This is a genomic window from Pseudomonas sp. 21615526 (genome assembly GCF_013386245.1).
Classification (GTDB): Bacteria; Pseudomonadota; Gammaproteobacteria; order Pseudomonadales; family Pseudomonadaceae; genus Aquipseudomonas.
Genome location: NZ_JACAOM010000057.1, coordinates 15,095 through 35,711 on the forward strand (window position 1 = coordinate 15,095; position 20,617 = coordinate 35,711).

A 20,617-nucleotide genomic window follows, 5' to 3' on the forward strand; every position below is an offset into this window, starting at 1 on the left:
TGCTTACACATCCCTGATTTGTGAGCGCCATGCCTTTCCTCGCACGCACCCACCCTCGCCTGTCCTCCGCCGCCGTCCTGGGCCTGGCGGTGGGGCTCCTGGCTCCCGCCGACACGATCATCAGCAAAATCCTCATCGGCTGGAACGCCGGGGTCTGGACCTACCTGGTGCTGATGCTGTGGCTCACCAGCCATTCCCGCGCCGACGACGTAAAACGCATCGCCGAGATCGAGGACGAAAACGCCGGCCTGGTGTTGTTCATGGTGTGCATCGCGGCGATTGCCAGCCTGGCGACCATCACCCTGAACCTGGTGGGCACCAAGGACCTGAGCGATAGCCAGCGCCTGTTGCACTACGGTTTTACCGGCCTGACGGTGGTTGGCTCATGGCTGCTGATCGGGGTGATTTTCAGCGTGCACTATGCGCGCCTGTATTACACCTGGGACGGTCCCGAGCCGGCACTGCGCTTTGCCGAGGATTTACGCACGCCCAATTACTGGGACTTCCTGTACTTCTCGTTCACCATCGGCGTGGCGGTGCAAACGGCGGATGTCGGGGTTGCCACGCGTACCATGCGCAAGGTGGTGCTGGGGCAATCGTTGATCGGGTTTCTGTTCAACACGGCGATCCTGGGGTTCTCGATCAACATCGCCGCCGGATTGTTTGGATGAAGCTGCACAAACCTTCTAGACGCTAAGCCCCTGCAGGAGCGAGCTTGTTCGCTCCTGCAGTGTTCCATTCCATAGGTATTTTATGGCCGCCCACAACTGGATCGACCTGGCTCAGGACGCCGACACCGGCATCGAGACCCTGCGCGCGCATTTCGAGGGCCACGCCTACGACCCGCACTGGCACGACAGCTACCTGGTGGGCGTCACGGAACAAGGTGTGCAGCAGTTCAACTGCCGGCGCACCCGCCATAACAGCGTGCCCGGCCAGGTGTTCCTGGTGGAGCCCGGCGAGCTGCACGACGGCGACGCGCCCACGGCGGACGGTTTTACCTACCACATGCTTTACCTCGACCCGCAGTGGTTGGCGCGGGAAGTCAGCGCAGTGTTCGAAGAAGCGCCGCTCGACAGCCAGCTGGGGTTTGCCAGCACCCTGGCCAGCGACCCGCGCCTGGCCCTGGCCACCAGCCGGGCCTTCCAGACCTTGCACGGAGGTGAGCTGCGCATCGTGCGGCAACAGGCGATGGACCAACTGCTCGAACGCCTCACTGCGCAACTGCACTGGCGCACCCGCTACCATGAAGACCCTCGCCTGCCACGGGTGGCGCACAAGGCCCGGGAATACCTGCATGCGCACCTGCAGCAAGATGTGGGCATGGATGAACTGGCGCTGGCCTGCGGCGTCGATCGCTTTCGCCTTACCCGCGCCTTCAAGAGCGCCTTCGGCCTGCCACCCCATGCCTACCTGGTGCAACTGCGCCTGGCCCGCGCCCGGCATTGGCTGGCCAACGGCAAGCAACCCGCCGACGTAGCGATTGCCCTGGGCTTTGCCGACCAGAGTCACCTGGGGCGCTGGTTCGTGAGGGCGTATGGCCTGACGCCGGCGGCGTATCGCAAGCGGTGTTCAAGCGTTTTTCAGCGCTAGCTGCGCCACCACCACTCGTCGGCACTGTCAATTCTCACAGGTTCGCCACGCCCCCCGATAGGTGTTTGATCTCCTTGTCAGCAGTCGGCCACTCAGGGCCGCGCCTCATTCAAGGAAGCCTGTCCATGCCCAATTTTCCCATAGCCCCGGATAATGCGCCGCTGGGCGACAACAACCCGCCCGGCAACGCCCTCGTGCTGCATAACCCATCGTCAGGCCTGGCGTCGCGCCGCGTCGAAGACCTCGACCCACCCAAGTCAGCCTATCCGTCGGTCCCGCTGGATGGCACGCTGTATCCTGAAAGAGGGGTCTACGGCCTGGGCATCCGCCACGTGCGCCCCTTTGCCCAGTGGACCTTCGAACGCTGGTTCAACTTCAATTACGACTTCTACGCCCTCTACCTCAACGACCTGGTCAATGCAGTCGCCGCCGATATTGCGCTTGAAGACCGGGACCGTTACGACTTGTTCGTCCCCGAAGAATTCATCCCCGAAGGCGACGTCCAGATATACGGCCGCGTAGTGCGGGCCGGCAGCGGCCAGGAGAGTACGTCGCCGCTGCAAACCATCCTGATCAAGACCACCCGCCCCGGTGGCCGCGATAACGACCCCGGCAGCAAATGGCACCCGGGCCTGGTGATGACGGTGGAAGGCCTGCCTGAGGGCTCCACCGTTAATATAGATAATGCCAACAGCGGGGTCTGGTGCCTGATCCAGCGCTATGAAAACCTGCGCCAGAATGACCAGATCGAGCTGTCGTGGGATGGAGTTTTAGTCACGCATATCGTCAGCCCGGCCGAAGTCGCGGGTTCAGGGCCGATTCGCGTCTTTGTCTCCAGGGACATCATTTTGCAGGGGGGGCATTTCGGCAAGCTGACCCTGCGGTTCCGGGTCTCGGACGTGGTGCAAAACTTCTCCGGGGATAAGTACCAGTATTCCAAACCCTACTTCCTGGACAGCGAGCTGGATCCGAACCTGCTTTTTGCACCGATCTTCCTGGTGGATTACGAAGAGGCGACCCAGATCGACTTCGATACCCAGAGCGAGGCAACCTTCGAAGTGCTGGTGACGGTGCCTCGGCAAACCCCGGCGCCCCTGCCGCGGCACCAATTGGCGGTGACCTTGTTCGGTACCCTGGGCGACGGTTCGACCCAGGTGTTCCCCTTGGCCCCGGTGGTGGACAGAAACCTCAGCGTTGAATTTGTCACCGTCGACCGCGAGATTATCGAACAACTGGTGGGCGGGTCCTTCCGGGTCTCGTTCCAGTGGCTGAAAAACGACGGCCGCGTGGAGCAATCCGGCAGTACCTCCGTCAGTGTGGTGGGCACGCCGGTGGCGATGCCGGCAGTGACGGTCGCACCGATCGAGGTGGGGCTGATCGAGCCCGATCAGGACATCACCGTGCAGATCCCCTTCTACGAACCCCACGACCCGGACTGGCTGGAAACCCTGGTGATTGAGCATATCCGCCCGGGCGGCGGTGGCGAAATCTACAAGGAAGAACAACTGGCGGGCGCCCAGGGCGGCACGCGCTACGTCAGCAAAGAAAACCTGAAACAGTTTGAAGGCGTGGGCGACATCGCGTTTTATTACCTGGTCAACGATGGCGCCGGCCACGTCCTGGACGGCAACGCATTGACCACTCGCAAGTCCCGCGAGCTGTTCGCCCACGTGGGTGAGCGCATCGGCAACATGCCGACTGCACACCTGGAAGGCGCCCTGGGCAACAACATCGACCCCAGCCATGTGACCACGCCCACCTTGCTGCTGACCCTGCCCCTGACCTTGCCCGCCCCGCACGGGCAGACCGAAGAAGGTGACCTGATCCACTGGAACGCCATCGGCTCCGGCCTTGACGGCTCGGCCAGTGGCGTTGTGCGCATCAACGGCGGCACGGCAGGCAAGCCCCTGGTTTTCCCGGTGAGCCGGGCGATCCTCGACAACAACAATAATGGCAGCCTGCGCATTACCTATAGCCTCGAACGCAGCGGCCCGCCACGCCTGGTATTGCGCTCCGAGGTGCTCAACCTGACCGTGGGCCGCGGCGTGCAACTGGACCGTCCGGTTATCGACGGCGCCACCCTGTTCCCCGACGCACTCAACCCCCTGGCCGCATTGAGCGGCGCCAAGGTCATCGTGAGATACCGGCCGATGCAGGCCACCGACCAGATCAAGGTCGACTGGTTGAGCCGCGACGGGCTGGGCAGTGCCACCGAGTACACCCTGGGCAACCCGTCCACCAACGAAGTATTCGTGACCATCCCGGCCCGCACCATCGCCAGGGGTATTCGCCCCGGTGGCAACCAGATCAGCGTGCAATACCACTTCAACCGTGGCGCCTTTCCGTACCCTTCGGACACTGTCGACCTGCACCTGCTTCCCCTCACCGGGCTGCCCACACCGACGATCGACGGCATTGGCGACAGCACCCTGCTCGACCTGTCGAAACTCAATGACCAGGCCCGTGCCCGTGTATCCGTCTGGCCGTTTATCGATGCCGGGCAGTTTATGTGGATGAGTTGGGAGGGCACGTTTGCCGACGGCAGCCCGTACCGCGAGGACACCTACACCGCCAACCTGGTCACCGAAAACGGTGCCGCCAACGGTATCTCGCCACCCGCGCCAGTGGACAAACTGCAGCGCTTGATGGATGGCTCGCACCTGACCATCCGCTTCTGGGTCAGCCTGGCAGAAAGCCCCGACAAAAACACCGCCGTGCTGTTTGGCGTGCGTGAACACCGTGTGCAAACCCTGCCCGCCGTGCTGCCGCACCCACGGTTCAACGACCAGCCCGGGGCAACGCTGACCATTCAGCCGCTGGACCACGTAGACAACGCCAGTGTCACGGTGGCGTATGGCGGCATGAATCCAAGCCATTCCATCCAGTTGCAATGGATTTTCCCGGATGGTGGTGTTGCGGATATTGGCGCCAAGGACGGCCTGGACGGCGGTCGTGTGGATTTCGTCATTACCAATGAAGTGCTGGCAGACAGCGTCGGCAAAACCATTGAGTTGCGCTATGTCGCCACCATCAATGGCAGCCCGGTGCCTTCAGAAACGCAGGTATTGACTGTGGCCAGGATCCCGGCGGGCAGACCGCCACAACCGCGAATCAATAACATGAACAGCGGCACAATCCTGGACCTCCAGGCGTTCACCGGGGATGCACACGCCTCTGTAGCCAAATGGGAATTGAGCAAGCAAGGTCAACGTGTATGGATCACGCTGGAGGCGGCAGGTGTAGAACCTTTGTCGGTGCTGAGGGCACACGCCATTACTGCTGCTCAAGCGGCCAACGGCATCACCAACCAAGCTGTCTCCCGCAGCTGGCTGGCAAGCCTGGGGAAAAACACTACGTTCACGGTGACCTGCAAAGTGACCTATGACGGCAGTGACGATGAGTCAAAAGCCATCCCGCTCCTGCAAAGTACCTATACCGTGACATGGCTAGCGGAGGTCAAATTTATTCCTACCCTCCTCCACTCATCAAACGGGGTCGTCGTCAGCCCTGACGGGCGCCGCGTTTATGTCGCTGTTGGCGCGGGTGGTAGAACTGCGATTTACGTTATCGACACAGCAACGGACGCCATTATTCACTCGGCTTCGTATGACATTCAGTCCAGTGGGCACCTTGCAATTCACCCGGACGGATCAAGACTCTACTTGGACCTGGTCCGCACCAGCATAGCGGTAATCAGTACAACCTCCTTCGCCAGAGTTGCGACCTATGCCACCGTAAATGAAATTATAGTGGACTTGGCGATCAATACTGCAGGCACTCGGCTATATGTTACTGCGGGGAGCGGTGCTTATACTTACGACGCCGCCACCGGCAATCGGATAGCTCAAATAGCGGGTCAGTCTCGCTTCATCGCCCGCTCACCTAATAATACGCGTGCCTATCTTACGACCTATGGCGGCGGTTTCAACGCGGTTGATACGACTGTTATCAATACTGCAAACAATAGTGTTGTAACTGTCATTCAGGGAGTGATTGGGCCCATGGCTTTAAGTACCAACACCCCTCGCCTCTATTTGGCGAGAGCTGATGGCTTGGCGATAATAAACACCAACACCAACAGTTTGGTGACCGTGATTGGGGTGGGATGGGGAAGGTCGGTTGCAGTCAACCCGGTACTTCCTCATGTCTATACGGCGGGGTACAGGGCCTTCAACATATTTGACACAAATACGGACAGGCTTATAGCGACTATACCCGTGGACATTGGGTTTGGATCTGGCAATATTGCAGTACTACCAAACGGTTCAAAAGCTTATTTCACCGACAGTGACTCGCAAGGACTCTACGTCATGCGTTATTGATTAACTAACCGAGGTATAACCGGGACAGGTCCATCTAAATCATGGACTTGTTCCTTTTTTTGTCCCCTATAACTCTCCCGCTACTATCCCCTCCCCGTGTCCGCACGCCCCTGCTCAAACCTTCCAGACACGCCACCACGCACCTGCAACCATCGACTCCGTCGCCCCACTTACGGAGTCGCCCCACCATGTTCCCTACCCTGTTGCCCTTCCTGTTATTCGCTTTTGTAGCCTCCATCACCCCTGGCCCCACCAATATCCTGGTGCTGAGTAACAGCGCACGGTATGGCTTCAAAGCCGCACTGCCTATCGTGCTGGGGGCATGCGCGGGGGCGGCGGGGATTGTGCTGCTGGTAGGCTCCGGCGTTGGCCAGTCGCTGGCGCACTGGCCCCGGGTGCAGGCAGCGATGCAATGGCTGGGGGTCGCCTGGCTCAGCTACCTTTCCTGGCAGATTTTCAGCGCCCCCGCCGAGTCAATCGACCCGGCTGCCGTGCAAACACCCCTGGGCCTGGCCGGCGCCGCCAGCCTGCAACTGGTCAACCCCAAGACCTGGATGATGGCCCTGGCGGTGGTGAGCGTGTTTGCCGGCAATGGCGATGAACGCCAGAGCCATGTGCTGTACCTGTCGCTGGCGTTCTTTGTGATCGCCTTGCCGTGCCTCGGCGCGTGGGCATTGCTGGGGGTTGGAAGCAGCCGGGTGTTTCGTTCGCCCAAGGCCATGCAACGGTTCAACCGCTGCATGGCGGTGTTGTTGCTGGTCTCAAGCTGGCTGAGCATCTGGGTGTAGACACAACCATTCGTCGGCACTGTCAGTTTTCACAGCTATCCGCTATCGGGGCTGCGGGTGTTTGATTTCCCTTGCCTATATGCACAGCCAGCGCTGTGCGTGACTTCCAGCAAGGAGTGGTCAGCATGCCCAACCAACCGATCGACCCCGATGACAATGCCTCGGTCATTGAAGACCCAGGTGTACCTGTTTCCGACAGCCCCCTGGCCCTCCTTGAGCCCGCGCTCCTGCCGGTGATCACGGCTGAAGACCTGGCCCCGCCCTATTCGGCGTTCCCGCCGGTCTCGCTTGACCAGTATCCCGATGAACCTTACGCCTATGGCCTGGGCATTCGGCATGTTCAGCCCTATGCGTATTTCGTCCTGGAAAAATGGCACACCTGGGCCATCTTCGACGCCTTTGAGTTGTACCTCAATAACGATCTTCAGGCGTCTGGTGTCGTCGAGTTGGACCAGGATCGTTATGGCATGTACGTCATCGCCGAACGCATGCCTGAAGGTGAAGTGCAAGTGCGCGCGCGGGTACTGCGCGCAGGCAGTGGCCAGGAAAGCACCTCGCCGCCGCAAAGCATATTGATCAAGACCACCCGTCCCGGCGGGATAGAGAACAATGGTGACGACAAATGGCACAGTAAACTGAGCCTGAGTGTCGACGGCTTGCCCGAAAGCAGCACGATCAACATGGAGACGATCAGTCGCGGGTTATACGCCGTGATTGCGCCCTATCCGAACGTGCGCAAGAACGACACCATTGAGTTCTATTGGGACGGAGTTGAGATCAGGCACCTGGTCACGGCCGCCGAGGCCGCCGGTATCCAGCCGATCAGGGTATTTATCAGCAAGGAAAATATTCTCAAGGGCGGCCTCAACGGCGCACTCACCCTGCGCTTCAGGGTGTTCGATGTGGTTCAGAATTACTCAGGGGAAAAATACCAGTACTCCAAGCCGTATGGACTGGTCGCCGAACTGGATCCCAGCTTGATGAGCGCGCCGTTTTTCCTGGTGGATGACGCGGAAAGCCGGCAAATCGATTACGACACGCAAAGTAATTCACTGTTCGAAATCCTGTTGCAGACCCCACGGGTGACACCGGCCCCGCTGCCCCCTAACCAGGTCACGATTACCCTGACGGCCACACTGGCGGACGGCACGATCGAAGAACTGGTGCTTGATCCTGTCGAAGTCAGGAACGGTCGGGAAGAGATCTTCCCGGTGGACCGCGATTTGATCGAGCGCGTCATCGGCGGCTCGTTCAGGGCTTCATTCGTCTGGCACACGGCCACCGGTGGCCACCTCGGGCAGTCTGGCAGTGTCACCGTGACGGTGGTGGGTACACCGACCTCGATGCCGGCAGTGACCGTGACCCCGAGCGAGTTGGGCCTGATCAACCCGGACGATGATGCGTTTATCAGCATCCCGTCCTACCAGCCCCACGCCTACGATTCGATGGAAACCCTGGTCATCGAGCAGATCGTTCCAGGGGGCGGTGGAATGCGCTATTCCGACCCGCAACTGGCCGGGGACCAGGGTGGCACGCGCCGGGTTCCAAGCGAAATACTGCAACAGTTCAAGGGGCTCGGTGATGTCGCGGTGTATTACCTGGTCGATGACGGCGCAGACAGCCAGTTGCATGCCTACGGTGCGCTGATTGAACGCAAATCCCGGGTGCTGACAGTACGCATCGACGAACGCCTCGAAACCATGCCTGCCCCCACCCTGCAGGGGGCGATTGACGACAACGTTGACCCGGTTGACGTAGTGGGCGACAGCGTGCTGCTGACGCTACCCTATACGGCAACCAGGAGCCGCGACCATATCCAATGGAACATTGTGGGCACGGGTACAGGCGGTTCCGCCAGCGGTTCGGTGACGATCAACGGTGCGACACAGGGCCAGCCACTGGTACTGCCGGTGAGCCGCGCGGTGCTGGATAACAACTTCGATGGCCAACTGCGCATCACCTACAGCCTGGAACGCGAAACCCCGCTGCCGAAACTCACCTTGCGCTCGTTTACAACCCTCCTGACCGTGGGCCGTGGCGTGGAACTGGATGCGCCTGAAGTCGTGGAAGCCGAGCAGTACCCTGACCGGCTTGACCCGCTGGCAGCTCAATCGGGTGCAACGGTGCTGGTGAAATACCGGCGCATGCGCGAGAGCGAATCGTTTTCAGTGAAATGGGTGACGGCCGATCTGCTGGGCAGCACCGTCGAAACGGGTTGGGGCAACCCCGACACCAATGAAGTGGGTGTGCCGATAGAGGCTCGTACCATTGCCAAGGGCATTCGCAACGAGCGTAACCGCATCAGTGTGCAATACAGTTTTACCCGCAGCGGGTTTCTCCATGAGTCGGATACTCTGAACCTGGACTTGCTGCCGTTGAGTGGCTTACCCACACCAACCATCGACGGGGTCGGCAACAGCGTGATCCTGCCGACGAACGAGCTCGTCGCTCAAGCCCGCACCCGTGTGGCGGCCTGGCCTTTGGCCTTTGAAGAGCAGTTCATGTGGCTGCAATACACGGGTACCAACACCGACGGCAGTACGTTCAACCTGGACACTTTTATCGCCGCCCCTGTTGGAGAAAGCGCCACCCTGGGTGTCTCGCAACCCATACCGTTGGCGGAGCTGCAAGGCCTCAGGAACGAGTCGCACCTGACCATTCGCTTCTGGGTCAGCCTGGCCGAAAGCACTGATAAAAACACCGCAGTATTGTTTGGTGTACGCGAGCATATTATCCAGTCGATCCCCGCCACATTGCCGCGCCCGGCCTTTGCCAATCTGCAGGGCGCCACCTTGACCATCGACCCACAGGACTGGCAGAACAACGCCTATGTGGCGGTGGCCTATAACGAAATGACCGCGGCCCACCGCATCGCCCTCGAGTGGATTTACCCGAACGGCACCATGGCGACCATCCCGGCGCAGAACGGTAACACCAATAAGCGCGTCGACTTTCAGATCAGCCGGGACATCCTCGCCAACAGCGCGGGCAAATTGATCGAGCTCCGTTATATGGCGACGATAGGGACGAATATTGTCCCGTCAGAGCCCCAGAAGCTGAGCGTTAACCGCGTTCCGTCGTCGGCCCTGCCTCGGCCGTCTATTAACGGGATTGCCAATGGCGGCGTTCTGAACCTGAACAATTTCAGCGGTAATGCCACGCTCAGCGTTGCACCATGGCCGTTGGCTGTTGCAGGGCAGAAGGTTTGGGTACAACTCTCCAGGTCCGGTAGCGCGCCTTTGAACGTGCTGACAAACTACAGCCTGCAGGCGGGAGAAGTATCTACCGGCTTGGTGAATAAGCCTGTGCTGCGCTCATGGCTGGATGGGCTACCCAACAACAGCACCATTACCGTAACCTGCAAAGTGGCTTTTGATGGCAGTAGTGTTGAGTCAGCCGCCATTACCTTCCCCATTGCAAGTTACAGCATTATCTCTTCACTGAGGATCGATCAAAGCCAGCTTAATTTGAATGGTATTAAGGTGGTCACTAACTGGCCAGCAACCGGGCTGGACTGGCCAGGCAATACAGCAACCCGCACAGCAAGCGGCGGCGTGAGTAACTATAGCTACGCTTCCAGCAACCCTAATGTTGCTTTTGTGGACGCCAACACAGGCAAAGTAACCGGCCTCCGTAACGGTCAAGCGACTATTACTGTGAGAGACAGGAACAACGTCTCGCGAGCGTATGCAGTGGTTGTTTCCAATATTTTTCAACTACGCATTAACGAAACACAGCAATCTCCACAAGCTCAAATAAATTGGATGAGATCAATTGGAGGCAGCATAGTTTCCAGTTGGACGCTACTGCAAACACGCTACACCCCTCCGGCTCGCTCAATTCCGTACGGATTGTGTTATTTCGATGCTAGCGGCAGGTGGTATTACTTTGTTCAGGCGTCAAACAGCGGAACACCAATTTATTCCATTAACGGACTGCCGAATTGGCCGGCATGGTGCATCACTCCGTTTTAGCAAATAACCGGGACAGATTTATTCAACTCCCAAAAACCCACCCACAAAAAAAGGAAGCCTCGGCTTCCTTTTTTCTTTACCCCTGTTTCCTAGAAATCGTAACGCACTCCCACATTAACCCCCCACGGCTGATCCACCTTCTTGCCTTGGGCATGTTCAATATCAGCGTGCAGCTTGACGTTCTTCGACACCGACATCGCCACGCCCGCTGCCACTTCGATACGCGAACCGAACACATCGTTGTTGAAGCGCTGGTCGTTCACCTTGACCTTGTTGCTGTGGTTGAACTCATGGGCCAACGCTGTACGCAGGTAGGGCTGCAGCACCCCGCCGCTCTCCAGCTGGATATTCTTGCCACCTGTCACGCCGAGCTTGCCCACCACGGAGGCGCTGCGATCACCCTTGGCCTGCAGGCCATTGTCCAGCTCGTAACTTTGCGCCTGGATAATCGCTGTGCTCAGTTGCGAGTACGGTTCTACAAAGTAACCATCGTCGAGCTTGATATGCCGGCCGACTTCCGCCGATGCGCTCACGGCATTCTGCGTGTAGTTGCCCTTGGCACGCTTGCCGTCGCTCATGGTCACGTTGACCTCGTTGTGCAAGCGGTTGAGCTTGACCACGCCGTCGAAGTACAGCCCGCTCTCGTCGTCGATCCAGGTGGCATAACCCCCCAGGTAGTAGCTGTTGACCTTGCCGCTGCCGGAAGTGTTGGCGCTGATGTCGGACGTGCTGTGACCCGCCATGACACCGGCCATCCACTGGCCATCTCCGCCCGACAATGGCGCATCGGCTCCCAGGCTCAGGCCACGCTGGTTTTGCGTGTAGCCACCACCGTCTTTGTTCCCGGCTACCTCGTATTTGTTGCCGTAGCCACGCATCCAGAACCCGTTGCTCTGGCCGTCGCTGAAGCGCAGTTCACCCATGCGGGTACGCAGCAGGGACATCTCGCCGTACAGCACGGTGGGGGCCGTGTTGAACAACGCCATCACGGTTTTGGTGCTGTTGCTGGTGCCACGACGGTTAGGGTCGAGGTACCAGTCGGTGTCTTCCTTCTTCAGCCCGTAGGAATAGGCGCCCACATCCACGGTGTCGCCGTCCAGCGAGAAGTGCGCATCGCCACCTTCGGTGTGCACCACGCGAATCGGCAAGGCACTCGCCAACTCGGAGCCGGTCGCCGCCAACAGCAGGCTGTGGTTGCCCGTGGCAACCCCGTTGACGTTGAGCAAGTCGGTCTGGCCGGTGCTGAAGTCGGTGTGCATCACATAGCTGCCGTCACCCGACAGGCTGTTGACGTCCAACTGGAAGAACTCATCGGCGCCGCCAAAGTGCACGGTGCCGCCGCCCATGATCAGGTCGCCGACTGAACTGTCATCCACCAGCATCCAGTGGGACGCTGAATTGACGCTCAACTCGGCGACGTTCTGCAGTTTGCCGGTGAGCCAGGAGCCATTGTTGAGCTGCAACCTGGCGGTGCTGCCGTCTTCGACCACCACGTCACCGACCAGGAAGCTGCGGTCGACGTTCATGTTGGCGGTGGCGCCGTTCATGACTTCCAGCAGCACACCGTTTGCGCCGGTCAGCGTGGAGCCATTGAGTACATGAATATCAGCAAGGGTGGATTCCCCGGGCCTGAACGAGCCGACCTGAATCGCCGAACCGGTCTTGCCCTCGACGCTCGAGCGGTCGAGGATCAGGCTGCTGGCCAAAGTCGGGTCGTTATCCACGCCCATCTTCACGCCAATGTCTCCACCAACGATGCTGGTATTGAACGCACGGGCCTGGCCATTGAACAGTTCGATACCCACGCCATCATCTGCGGTCGCCTCGACACGCGAATCGGTCAGGTCCAGCACACTGTGGGCACTGGCCGAGGCACCGCGGGTGCTGCCGGTGATGTGACTGTTGAGGACCGTGACGCTGGAACCATTGGTGGCGCCCAGGGAACGGGCCGCTGCCAGCCCGGTTCCGTTGTTGTGGGTAACGTTGCTGTTGGTGATCAGCACGTTGCTGCCCGTGACATGAACCCCGGCCCTTCCCGAATCCCGCGCAATGACGTCCGAACCATCGATGCGGATGTCGGAGTTGATTGCGGCAATGTCCCGGGTGCTGCTGCCGGCATTGACAATCAGGGTTGCGGAATTGGCAGTGATTTGCAGGGTGGGCACTCCATGAACCGTCAGGCGGGAACCTGCACGCAATTCAAAAGTGTCAGGGCGCGGGCCAGGCCCCACCGTTTCATCCGGGCCGGTCACGACACGCGCTTCGGACAGCTGCGCCATGAGCATCAGCAGTGTGACGGCCTTGGCCTTGAAGGCAAGGCTTAAGGGAGTTGGTTTGAAATTGAATGGAGCTGACATCTTTACGGACCTCTGGGTTGGCGTTCCTTTACGGAAAAAAACTGGCCGGTTCCGAAAAGCGTGTGGACCCTGCCAATCAAGCGGCGCCCAAGGTACCCAGAGCTGTTCCCAACATCTGTAGGACTAATCCCAAGGTGCTGTGCTGAAAGTGAATGCAGTTTGTAGTCGACCCAACGGCAAAAATGCCAAAGAGGAGCAAGGCTCCTCTTTGGCATTAGGGCTCAAACAAGTATCAAGGAAGCGGGACGGCAGTACCGTCGCAGAAAAAGCCATTCGTTCCACCTATCCGAACCCCGCGAACAAGAGGATGCGCTTCATCGGAAGGTAATGGTCCTTCAGGTAGGTTGATGGTGTACCAGATCCGCGCGGAGCCGGCCAGCCTTGCACCCGAGTTGGGCTGGATGGGTTTGTAGATGGTCTCATAGGGCCCCAGGAGCAACTCGAACCCAGAATTGATCATGGCTTGCGTGAGCGGTATGGAGTCCACACGACCCACTGCTGCCGGGACCGCTACCATTCCTGCATTGTCGCTGTAGCCTTGCCAGTGCAGCGTAACCACCATCCTCAGTTCAAAGTGCTCCGAAGGCGGGATAAACACCACAACGTTTCCGGGAGGATTTTCAGGCCTGAACGTAGCGCAGTTGATCGCCCCTCCGTCCGACAGATGTCGTACCACCGGCGGGGCAAGCTCTTTGAAGTTGGCATTCACCGTCACCGTCGTGTCAGGGGAAAACTGGCGGTTGGTGCTGGCCCCTTGGGCAATGGTGTAGAACACCGTCTTGCGGCCATTGCCATGACGCTCAATGAAGCTCCACGGGATTGAGAGCGGAATCACCTGGCCAGCCGAGGCGCCGGTCACCGGTTGGGTAGCAACGAGTTCGCCCGAATAGTAAAGGCGGATCGTAAAGTCGCTGGCATCCGGTGTGGGTGCCGTACTCCATAACGTTACCCGAGCAATTGCAGGCCGGTTGGCGTGGTCGCGCTCCAGTTCGTCGTCGGGGCCCTCGGTACCGGTTGCGTCCACCCCGTTCACGACTACGGGCAGCAGGTCATCGTTGATCGGGTCCGGGCCAATGGGAGTGGGGCCGACAACAAACAGGTCCAGGTTGACGGTGGTGGTCGGTGTCGCCGGGTTGTTGACAGACCGCCGCCGCACCACATAGGAAACCGTCAACGGCAATAGCCCTCGAGTGGCCCCATACAGGATTTCCAGCACCCTGTACGGAACGTAAACCTCCGCCGGGAAACGGCTGTTGCCCAGTGGCTGGGCCTCCAAGTTAACGGTGGTGATGCTTGTCCTCAATGTGACGAGGAATTCATCTCCATCGACGCCGCGCAGAAAGTTCGTATATTCAGGAATACGCACGATCATGCCGCCGTCCAGCGCAACGTCCGCCCGATCAATCAATACATCGCCGGGGGGAGAGGTTCGGTCAACCAGGGGGGCCAGCAGGTTCTCGGGCGCTGGAAACAGGCCCACGTCCATCTCGTAGGCAGTCGAAAGCCGCGCCCAATTCCCTGCCGCGTCGAACAACTCATACCGCAAATTGCGCAGGCCATCCGGATTGGCGTCAACCACGGATAATGGCAATGGAAAGCTCAGGTCCGCAGGCAGATTCCAGCGTGGCGAAGGATCGGGCGGGTTGGGTGCATAGGGCGTATCGGAGCCATTATAGTAAAGATACGCCCAATCGCCGTCTGCCCGACCATGCGCCACATAATCCGGGATCGTAAACACTGCAGACTCATTGGGCTTGCTTTCAAAGTAGTCGCGGTCGGCAGGTGTCGGCAGGTCGGCAGGCGGAATCGGCGCCGGCGGTGCATCGGGGGAAATGGCATACGGTGGTGTCAGGTCAACGACAATGGTCTGCGGATCTGATTCGGAATGGTTGTCAACGCCACGTACGTAAATTCCGTACTTGATTTGGTACCGCCCCGCGGGCCGCCGACCTTGAGCAATGTTCACCACTGTCTCAGGCCCTGGGGCAGCAACGGTGAACCTATAAATGGGCTCGCCCCACTCGGTGTCATCGAAATTTTTCCACCAAACACTGACTTGATCGTCAAAAAACGGATGGGTATCGGCGTCAGGCCATAGTGGAATAGAGAAATTCAAATTCTCACGCAGGTTGTACTCCCGTGAAAGCAATCCAGGGTAGCCAGGCACCTCACCTTCAAGAATACCATCAGCCAAGGCGTCATCACTCGTATTGGCACTTCGATTCTTTGCATAGTTACGGATAAAGTCGAGCGTGTCCTTTTTCATTACGTGTCTCCAGATATTAAGACGAATTACATCTCACCCACACTTCCCTACCATTGACGTAGCCGTTCGCGTCGCGAGACAAAGCGCTTGCACGCCTATCACACGCCGACTATTCCCTGCACAACAACAAATACATCCAGTCCTTTAATCTTTGACCAACGTTGCCTTTCCATCACTGGTGCAACTAATGACATCCCCGGGTTTACAAAACCCACCCGTTGGAAAGGTCAGGTCGACACGGATATGTCCGCTCCCCTTGACGTCTGGCCGGGAGTCACCCACCTTGCCCAGGTTGCGCCACACTTCGAAACTGGCGACAGCTGAACCGTATTCGCGCATAGGCTCCAGGGTCCGGTCGAACGGTTCCACCACAACTTTAATACCGTTATCAATATGGGGTTGCAGCACCTGGATGGTTTCTTCGTATTCAGTGCCAGCAATAGGATCAACCCAGTTATTACGCGCATAGCCTTGCCAGTGAAAACGCACCTCGTCGTTAAGTTGCAGGCCGATATTGCCCGGAATCAACCAATGCACGCCATATAAAGGCGAAGGCGAAGAACAACAGGTCACATACTCGCTAGTGAGGGTGTGCTGAACTTGCGGAGGAGTAAAATCAATCAGCGCCGTCACATCGACATTCACAAAAGTTGGCGGCGACTGTTGTTCGTTGACCCCATTACTGGTGAGGTAATGGACCGGCAGACGTGGATTGACCGTCCCCTCGATCAGATTCCAGGGAATATCGGTAAACCACACCAACTGCCCTCCTACCTCCCCCAACTGCACGGGATGGCTGGCCACCGGGCCAACACCGTTCCAGAACAGACTGAGCAATTGACCCGCAACCGGATCTGCAAACAAAGGAACATATGCCTGGGCAGCCAGCCCACGATCCAGATGATTGAGCTGATTGGGAGTCTTGGAGCCGCGCCCTATCACCGTGACGCTGGCCAGGGTCGGGTTAAGCAATGCGGGCGCATTGGGATGGTCCTGGCCGGCAATCGTCAGGTCGACATTGAACCGTTCCGATAAGGAACGAAATGGAGGCAGGGCTCCGCGAATGATTTCGTAGCGCACCACCGCCGCTTCGGGAACCAGTACAGGCGCAGGCCCCCTGAGGGTCAGCCATGGAATTTCCACATCACAAGGGAAGCTCAGTACTGGCTGCGGGACTGTCGGACGGGCATTCCAGTAGGCGATTACCTGGTCCCCCGGCGCCCAATCGTCGTAGGCGGGGTCAATGCGCATGAACACGCCACGACGTGCATCATCGCGCTTGATCAGGCTGTCGTCGTATGCCGGTGGCCGAATTTGCGGACGCGGCAAGTTGCTCGGCAACGGCGTCAGTGCCAGCTGAAACAGCAGTCCGGCACTCTGGCTGCTGAAATTGCCTGCCTCGTCAAAAATGCGATAGAAAATATAGGCGTCACCGTTGTTCAACCTGCGAAAAATATCGGGGTCCACGTAAGCAACCAGCGGGTCTGAGGCTAACGCGATCACGTACTCGGCGTCCGCCGCGCTTAGCGGCGGGTTATCCCGGTTGGACAGGTAGAATTCAATCCGGTCCCTGTCCGCGCGCACGGTGTAGAACGGAATATTGAACGCCACCGGCACGTTATCGAGCAGGTATTGCTCATCGACGTTCGGGGTCGGGGCAACTACAAAATCCACAGTATCCAGAGGGTTCAGTAACTCAGGCGAGTCCAGATCGATGGTGAGTGTTCTCCTGGGATTCAGCACACTGACGCCGCCAAAGGAGTCCTGAACCGTGTAGTAGAGTTGCGCGGTGCCGGAGCCCTCGTCAGTCAATCGTGACAGGGGCACCTCCAGTGAGATCACCGCTGGCAAAGGGGGTGGCGGGCCAAACACCTGCCGCGAATCAACCTCCTCATCGACACCCGCCCACACCCAGCGGAGGCGCACGATGTGCGGCTCATCCAGCAGCGGCTCGGGTCGCGGGTTCCACATCGGAATGTTGACCTGCAGCGGGCCCTGCAGGCGCGAGCGCGGGATCACGCCCCGGGGGTCACCACTGTCGACGCCGGGTATGTCCATCGGGTCCAGCAACACAGTGCCCCCGTCGTCCGCGCCCAAGGGTTTGATCAGGTAAGTGGATTCAGAGACGTCAGACATGGGTTTAATCCTCAACACGGTGGACAGTGGCCTGCCGGCAGGCGGCGTGTGTATACCAAGTGGCGTTGAGAGAATTAAGCGCCCGATTCCTCCGGCCGGATACTGTCAGAATTAACAGGTAGCCCCCTCCATTCGTCGCTTTTTGCTCGGCCTTGCTGCCAGGGCGGTTACTGAGCAGCGCTTGACGAAATTTCCTACTTGGTGTTTCCTGAAACCGGTTTCAGCAATTGGTTTCGCCTTGGAACCCAGATAAATCCAATAAGAAAGGCCGCCGCCGTGACTACTTTTTCCGCCGCCCAACGCAGCCGAGTGACCATGCTGGACGTCGCCGAGCGCGCCGGTGTATCCAAGGCCAGCGTGTCGCGCTTTATCGGCGACGACCGTGCCCTGCTCTCCGATGCCATCGCCCTGCGCATCGAGCAGGCCATCGATGAGCTGGGCTATCGCCCCAACCAGATGGCCCGCGGCCTGAAACGCGGGCGCACCCGCCTGATCGGCATGCTGGTAGCCGATATCCGCAACCCCTATTCGATTGCCGTGATGCATGGCGTGGAAACCGCCTGCCGCCAGCACGGCTACAGCCTGGTGGTGTGCAACACCGACCGCGATGACGAGCAGGAGCGCCAGCACCTGGCGGCCCTGCGTGCCTACAATATCGAAGGGCTGATCGTGAATACCCTCGGCCATCACCTGGACCAATTGCTGGAACTGCAACGGGAAATGCCCCTGGTGCTGGTGGACCGCAAGGTCGAACCGCTGCACAGCGACCTGGTAGGGCTGGACAACCCGGTGGCGGTGCGCATGGCCGTGGAGCATCTGGAACAGCAAGGCTATCGCGACCTGCTGTTGGTGACTGAAGCCACCGACGGCACCAGCTCGCGGCTTGAGCGCCTGGACAGTTTCAAGGCGGAGATGACCAACCGTCCGACGTTGACCGGCGCCGTACTGGAGTTGGACGGCGAACTGGAACAGCGTCTGCAAAAGTTTCTAGGCAAATCCGGCCCCAAGGCGTTGTTCTGCGCCAACGGAATCGCGGCACTGGCGTGTACCCGTGCATTGAAAAATCTAGGCTGCGACCTGTTTGATGACGTGGGCCTGATCGCCCTGGATGACCTCGACTGGTACCCGCTGGTGGGCAACGGCATCACCGCCCTCGCCCAGCCCACCGAGGCCATCGGCGCCAGTGCGTTTGACTGTTTACTCAAGCGTTTGCGCGGCGATAGCCAGCCCCCACGCACCCTGGACTTCTTGCCACAACTGATTATCCGGGGCTCGACCCAATCCCTTGTGGGAGCTGGCTTGCCTGCGATAACGGTTTCTCCGGCGAAGCAGTAGGCGGCTGACCGCCGCCATCGCAGGCACGCCAGCTCCCACACGTTTATTTTGCGAATAAAAATGAAACCGGTTTCAGAGGTACACAACAATGCATAAATACCCCGTCTCCATCAGCCTTTCCAGTTACGGCGCCGACCTGGTCCGCCAGCAAGGCCAGTTGAGTTTCGTCGAGGTGCTGGCTGCCGCCGGCGCGCAACGCATCGAATGGCGCGAAGAGCTGCTGACCACCGAACAACCCCATGAGCTGGCGCAAGCTGCAGCCGATCAAGGCCTGGAGTGCGTGTTCTCATCGCCCCTGGAACTCTGGGTGGCCGGTCGCTCGCAGCCCAATGCCGAACTGGCCGCCACCCTCGACCGCGCCCAGGCATTCGGCGCCCGCTGGCTGAAAGTCTCCCTGGGCTATTTCACCGACACCAACGACCTCGACAGCTTGAGCGCCCTGCTCAACCGGCATCCGGTCAAGCTGCTGGTGGAAAACGACCAGACCCTGCACGGCGGGCGCATCGAGCCGATGCAGCGCTTTTTCAACGAAATCGAGCGGTTGGCGGTGCCGGTGAAAATGACCTTCGATATCGGTAACTGGCAATGGCAGGACCAGTCGGCGACCACCGCTGCACGCCTGCTGGGCCGCCACGTGGATTACCTGCACTGCAAGGCGGTGGCCCGCCGCGCCGACGGCAAGCTGGTGGCCCTGCCGCCGGGCGCCGCCGACCTGCATCTGTGGGAACAACTGCTCAAGCACATGACTCAAGGTATTACCCGGGCCGTGGAATTTCCGCTGCAAGGCAATGACCTGGTGCAGGTCACCGCCCAGCAGGTCGCCACCCTCGCCGTCCTCGGCCAGCCCCGCGTGGAGAACGCACATGTCTGAGATCGATATCCTGTCGTTTGGTGAAACCATGGCGATGTTTGTCGCCGAACAGACCGGCGACCTGGCCCAGGTTGCCCAGTTTCACAAGCGTATTGCCGGCGCCGACAGCAACGTCGCCATCGGCCTGTCACGCCTGGGCTTCAACGTCGCATGGCTGAGCCGCGTGGGTGCCGATTCCCTCGGGCGCTTCGTGGTGGACACCTTGCAGAACGAAGGCCTGGACTGCACCCATGTGGCGGTGGACCCGCTGCACCCCACGGGCTTTCAACTCAAGTCCCGCGAGGAAGCCGGCGATGATCCGCAGGTGGAGTACTTCCGCCGTGGCTCGGCCGCCAGCCATCTGTCGGTCGAGGCGATCAAGCCTGAGCTGTTGCAAGCCCGGCACCTGCACGCCACCGGCATTCCGCCGGCGCTGTCGGACGCCACCCGCGACCTGTCGCGCCAGTTGATGACACAAATGCGCGAGGCCGGGCGCAGCGTGTCCTTCGACCCGAACCTGCGCCCGTCCCTGTGGGCGAACGAGCAACGCATGATCAGCGAAATCAACGCCCTCGCCTGCCTGGCGGACTGGGTGTTGCCGGGCTTGAGCGAAGGCCGCTTGCTCACCGGTTTTGAAGACCCGGCCGACATCGCCGCGTTTTACCTCGACCAGGGCGTGGAAGCCGTGGCCATCAAGCTCGGGCCCCACGGCGCGTATTACCGCACCCAGCTGGACCAGGGGTTTGTCGCCGCCGTGCCAGTGGCCAAGGTGGTCGACACGGTCGGCGCCGGCGATGGGTTTGCCGTGGGCATGATCAGCGCGCTCCTGGAAAACCTGAGCTTCAGCGAAGCCGTGCAGCGCGGCAACTGGATCGGCAGCCGCGCGGTGCAGAGCCGTGGCGACATGGAAGGCTTGCCGTTCAGGACCGATCTGCCCCACACCCAGAAAGCCGGTTAATCAGCATCACCGAGTTACCTGTTGCCACAACTACAACA

The 20,617-nt window shown here is 59.7% G+C and carries 11 protein-coding genes; 8 read left to right on the forward strand and 3 right to left on the reverse strand.

Translation table 11 applies throughout. The features are described from left to right. The first annotated feature begins 29 nt into the window (after positions 1-29). The 5 genes from HX786_RS17050 (at position 30) to HX786_RS17070 (ending at position 10,677) form a co-directional block, all read left to right on the forward strand. Positions 30-671 (forward strand): DUF1345 domain-containing protein, encoded by a 642-nt coding sequence (locus HX786_RS17050; RefSeq protein WP_003214055.1) that lies wholly within the window; start codon positions 30-32, stop codon positions 669-671. 82 nt (positions 672-753) lie between these two features. Continuing rightward, a complete protein-coding gene (locus HX786_RS17055; RefSeq protein ID WP_177055816.1) occupies positions 754-1,593 on the forward strand; it encodes an AraC family transcriptional regulator in 840 nt (279 codons plus the stop codon). Positions 1,594-1,718: 125 nt separating this feature from the next. Next, positions 1,719-5,915: a YncE family protein gene (locus HX786_RS17060; RefSeq protein ID WP_178912366.1), complete on the forward strand. Its 4,197-nt coding sequence runs from the start codon at positions 1,719-1,721 to the stop codon at positions 5,913-5,915. Positions 5,916-6,103: 188 nt separating this feature from the next. Continuing rightward, a complete protein-coding gene (locus HX786_RS17065) occupies positions 6,104-6,703 on the forward strand; it encodes a LysE family translocator (RefSeq protein ID WP_178912367.1) in 600 nt (199 codons plus the stop codon). 125 nt (positions 6,704-6,828) lie between these two features. Next, positions 6,829-10,677 carry an Ig-like domain-containing protein gene (locus HX786_RS17070; RefSeq protein WP_178912368.1) on the forward strand — a complete coding sequence of 1,283 codons (3,849 nt, stop codon included), beginning with the start codon at positions 6,829-6,831 and terminating at the stop codon, positions 10,675-10,677. An 89-nt stretch (positions 10,678-10,766) separates the two neighbouring features. Here the strand turns inward: HX786_RS17070 and HX786_RS17075 are convergent, their stop codons facing one another. The 3 genes from HX786_RS17075 to HX786_RS17085 form a co-directional block, all read right to left on the reverse strand. Then, the gene (locus tag HX786_RS17075) at positions 10,767-13,034 is read right to left on the reverse strand and encodes an autotransporter outer membrane beta-barrel domain-containing protein (RefSeq protein ID WP_178912369.1); all 2,268 of its coding nucleotides are present in this window, start codon (positions 13,032-13,034) and stop codon (positions 10,767-10,769) included. A 232-nt stretch (positions 13,035-13,266) separates the two neighbouring features. Then, the gene (locus HX786_RS17080) at positions 13,267-15,300 is read right to left on the reverse strand and encodes a hypothetical protein (protein ID WP_087694387.1); all 2,034 of its coding nucleotides are present in this window, start codon (positions 15,298-15,300) and stop codon (positions 13,267-13,269) included. Positions 15,301-15,444: 144 nt separating this feature from the next. Further along, on the reverse strand, positions 15,445-17,436 hold the full coding sequence (locus HX786_RS17085) for a hypothetical protein (protein ID WP_178912370.1): 1,992 nt from the start codon (positions 17,434-17,436) through the stop codon (positions 15,445-15,447). A 276-nt stretch (positions 17,437-17,712) separates the two neighbouring features. Here HX786_RS17085 and HX786_RS17090 point away from each other — a divergent pair, with 276 nt between their 5' ends. The 3 genes from HX786_RS17090 to HX786_RS17100 all read left to right on the forward strand — a co-directional run bounded on the left by HX786_RS17090 (position 17,713) and on the right by HX786_RS17100 (position 20,579). After that, on the forward strand, positions 17,713-18,771 hold the full coding sequence (locus HX786_RS17090; RefSeq protein WP_003214073.1) for a LacI family DNA-binding transcriptional regulator: 1,059 nt from the start codon (positions 17,713-17,715) through the stop codon (positions 18,769-18,771). Between the two features lie 88 nt (positions 18,772-18,859). After that, the gene (locus HX786_RS17095) at positions 18,860-19,642 is read left to right on the forward strand and encodes a sugar phosphate isomerase/epimerase (protein WP_178912371.1); all 783 of its coding nucleotides are present in this window, start codon (positions 18,860-18,862) and stop codon (positions 19,640-19,642) included. Beyond that, positions 19,635-20,579 carry a sugar kinase gene (locus HX786_RS17100; protein WP_087694383.1) on the forward strand — a complete coding sequence of 315 codons (945 nt, stop codon included), beginning with the start codon at positions 19,635-19,637 and terminating at the stop codon, positions 20,577-20,579. Before HX786_RS17095 ends, HX786_RS17100 begins: the two co-directional genes overlap by 8 nt. The last annotated feature ends 38 nt before the right edge of the window (positions 20,580-20,617 follow it).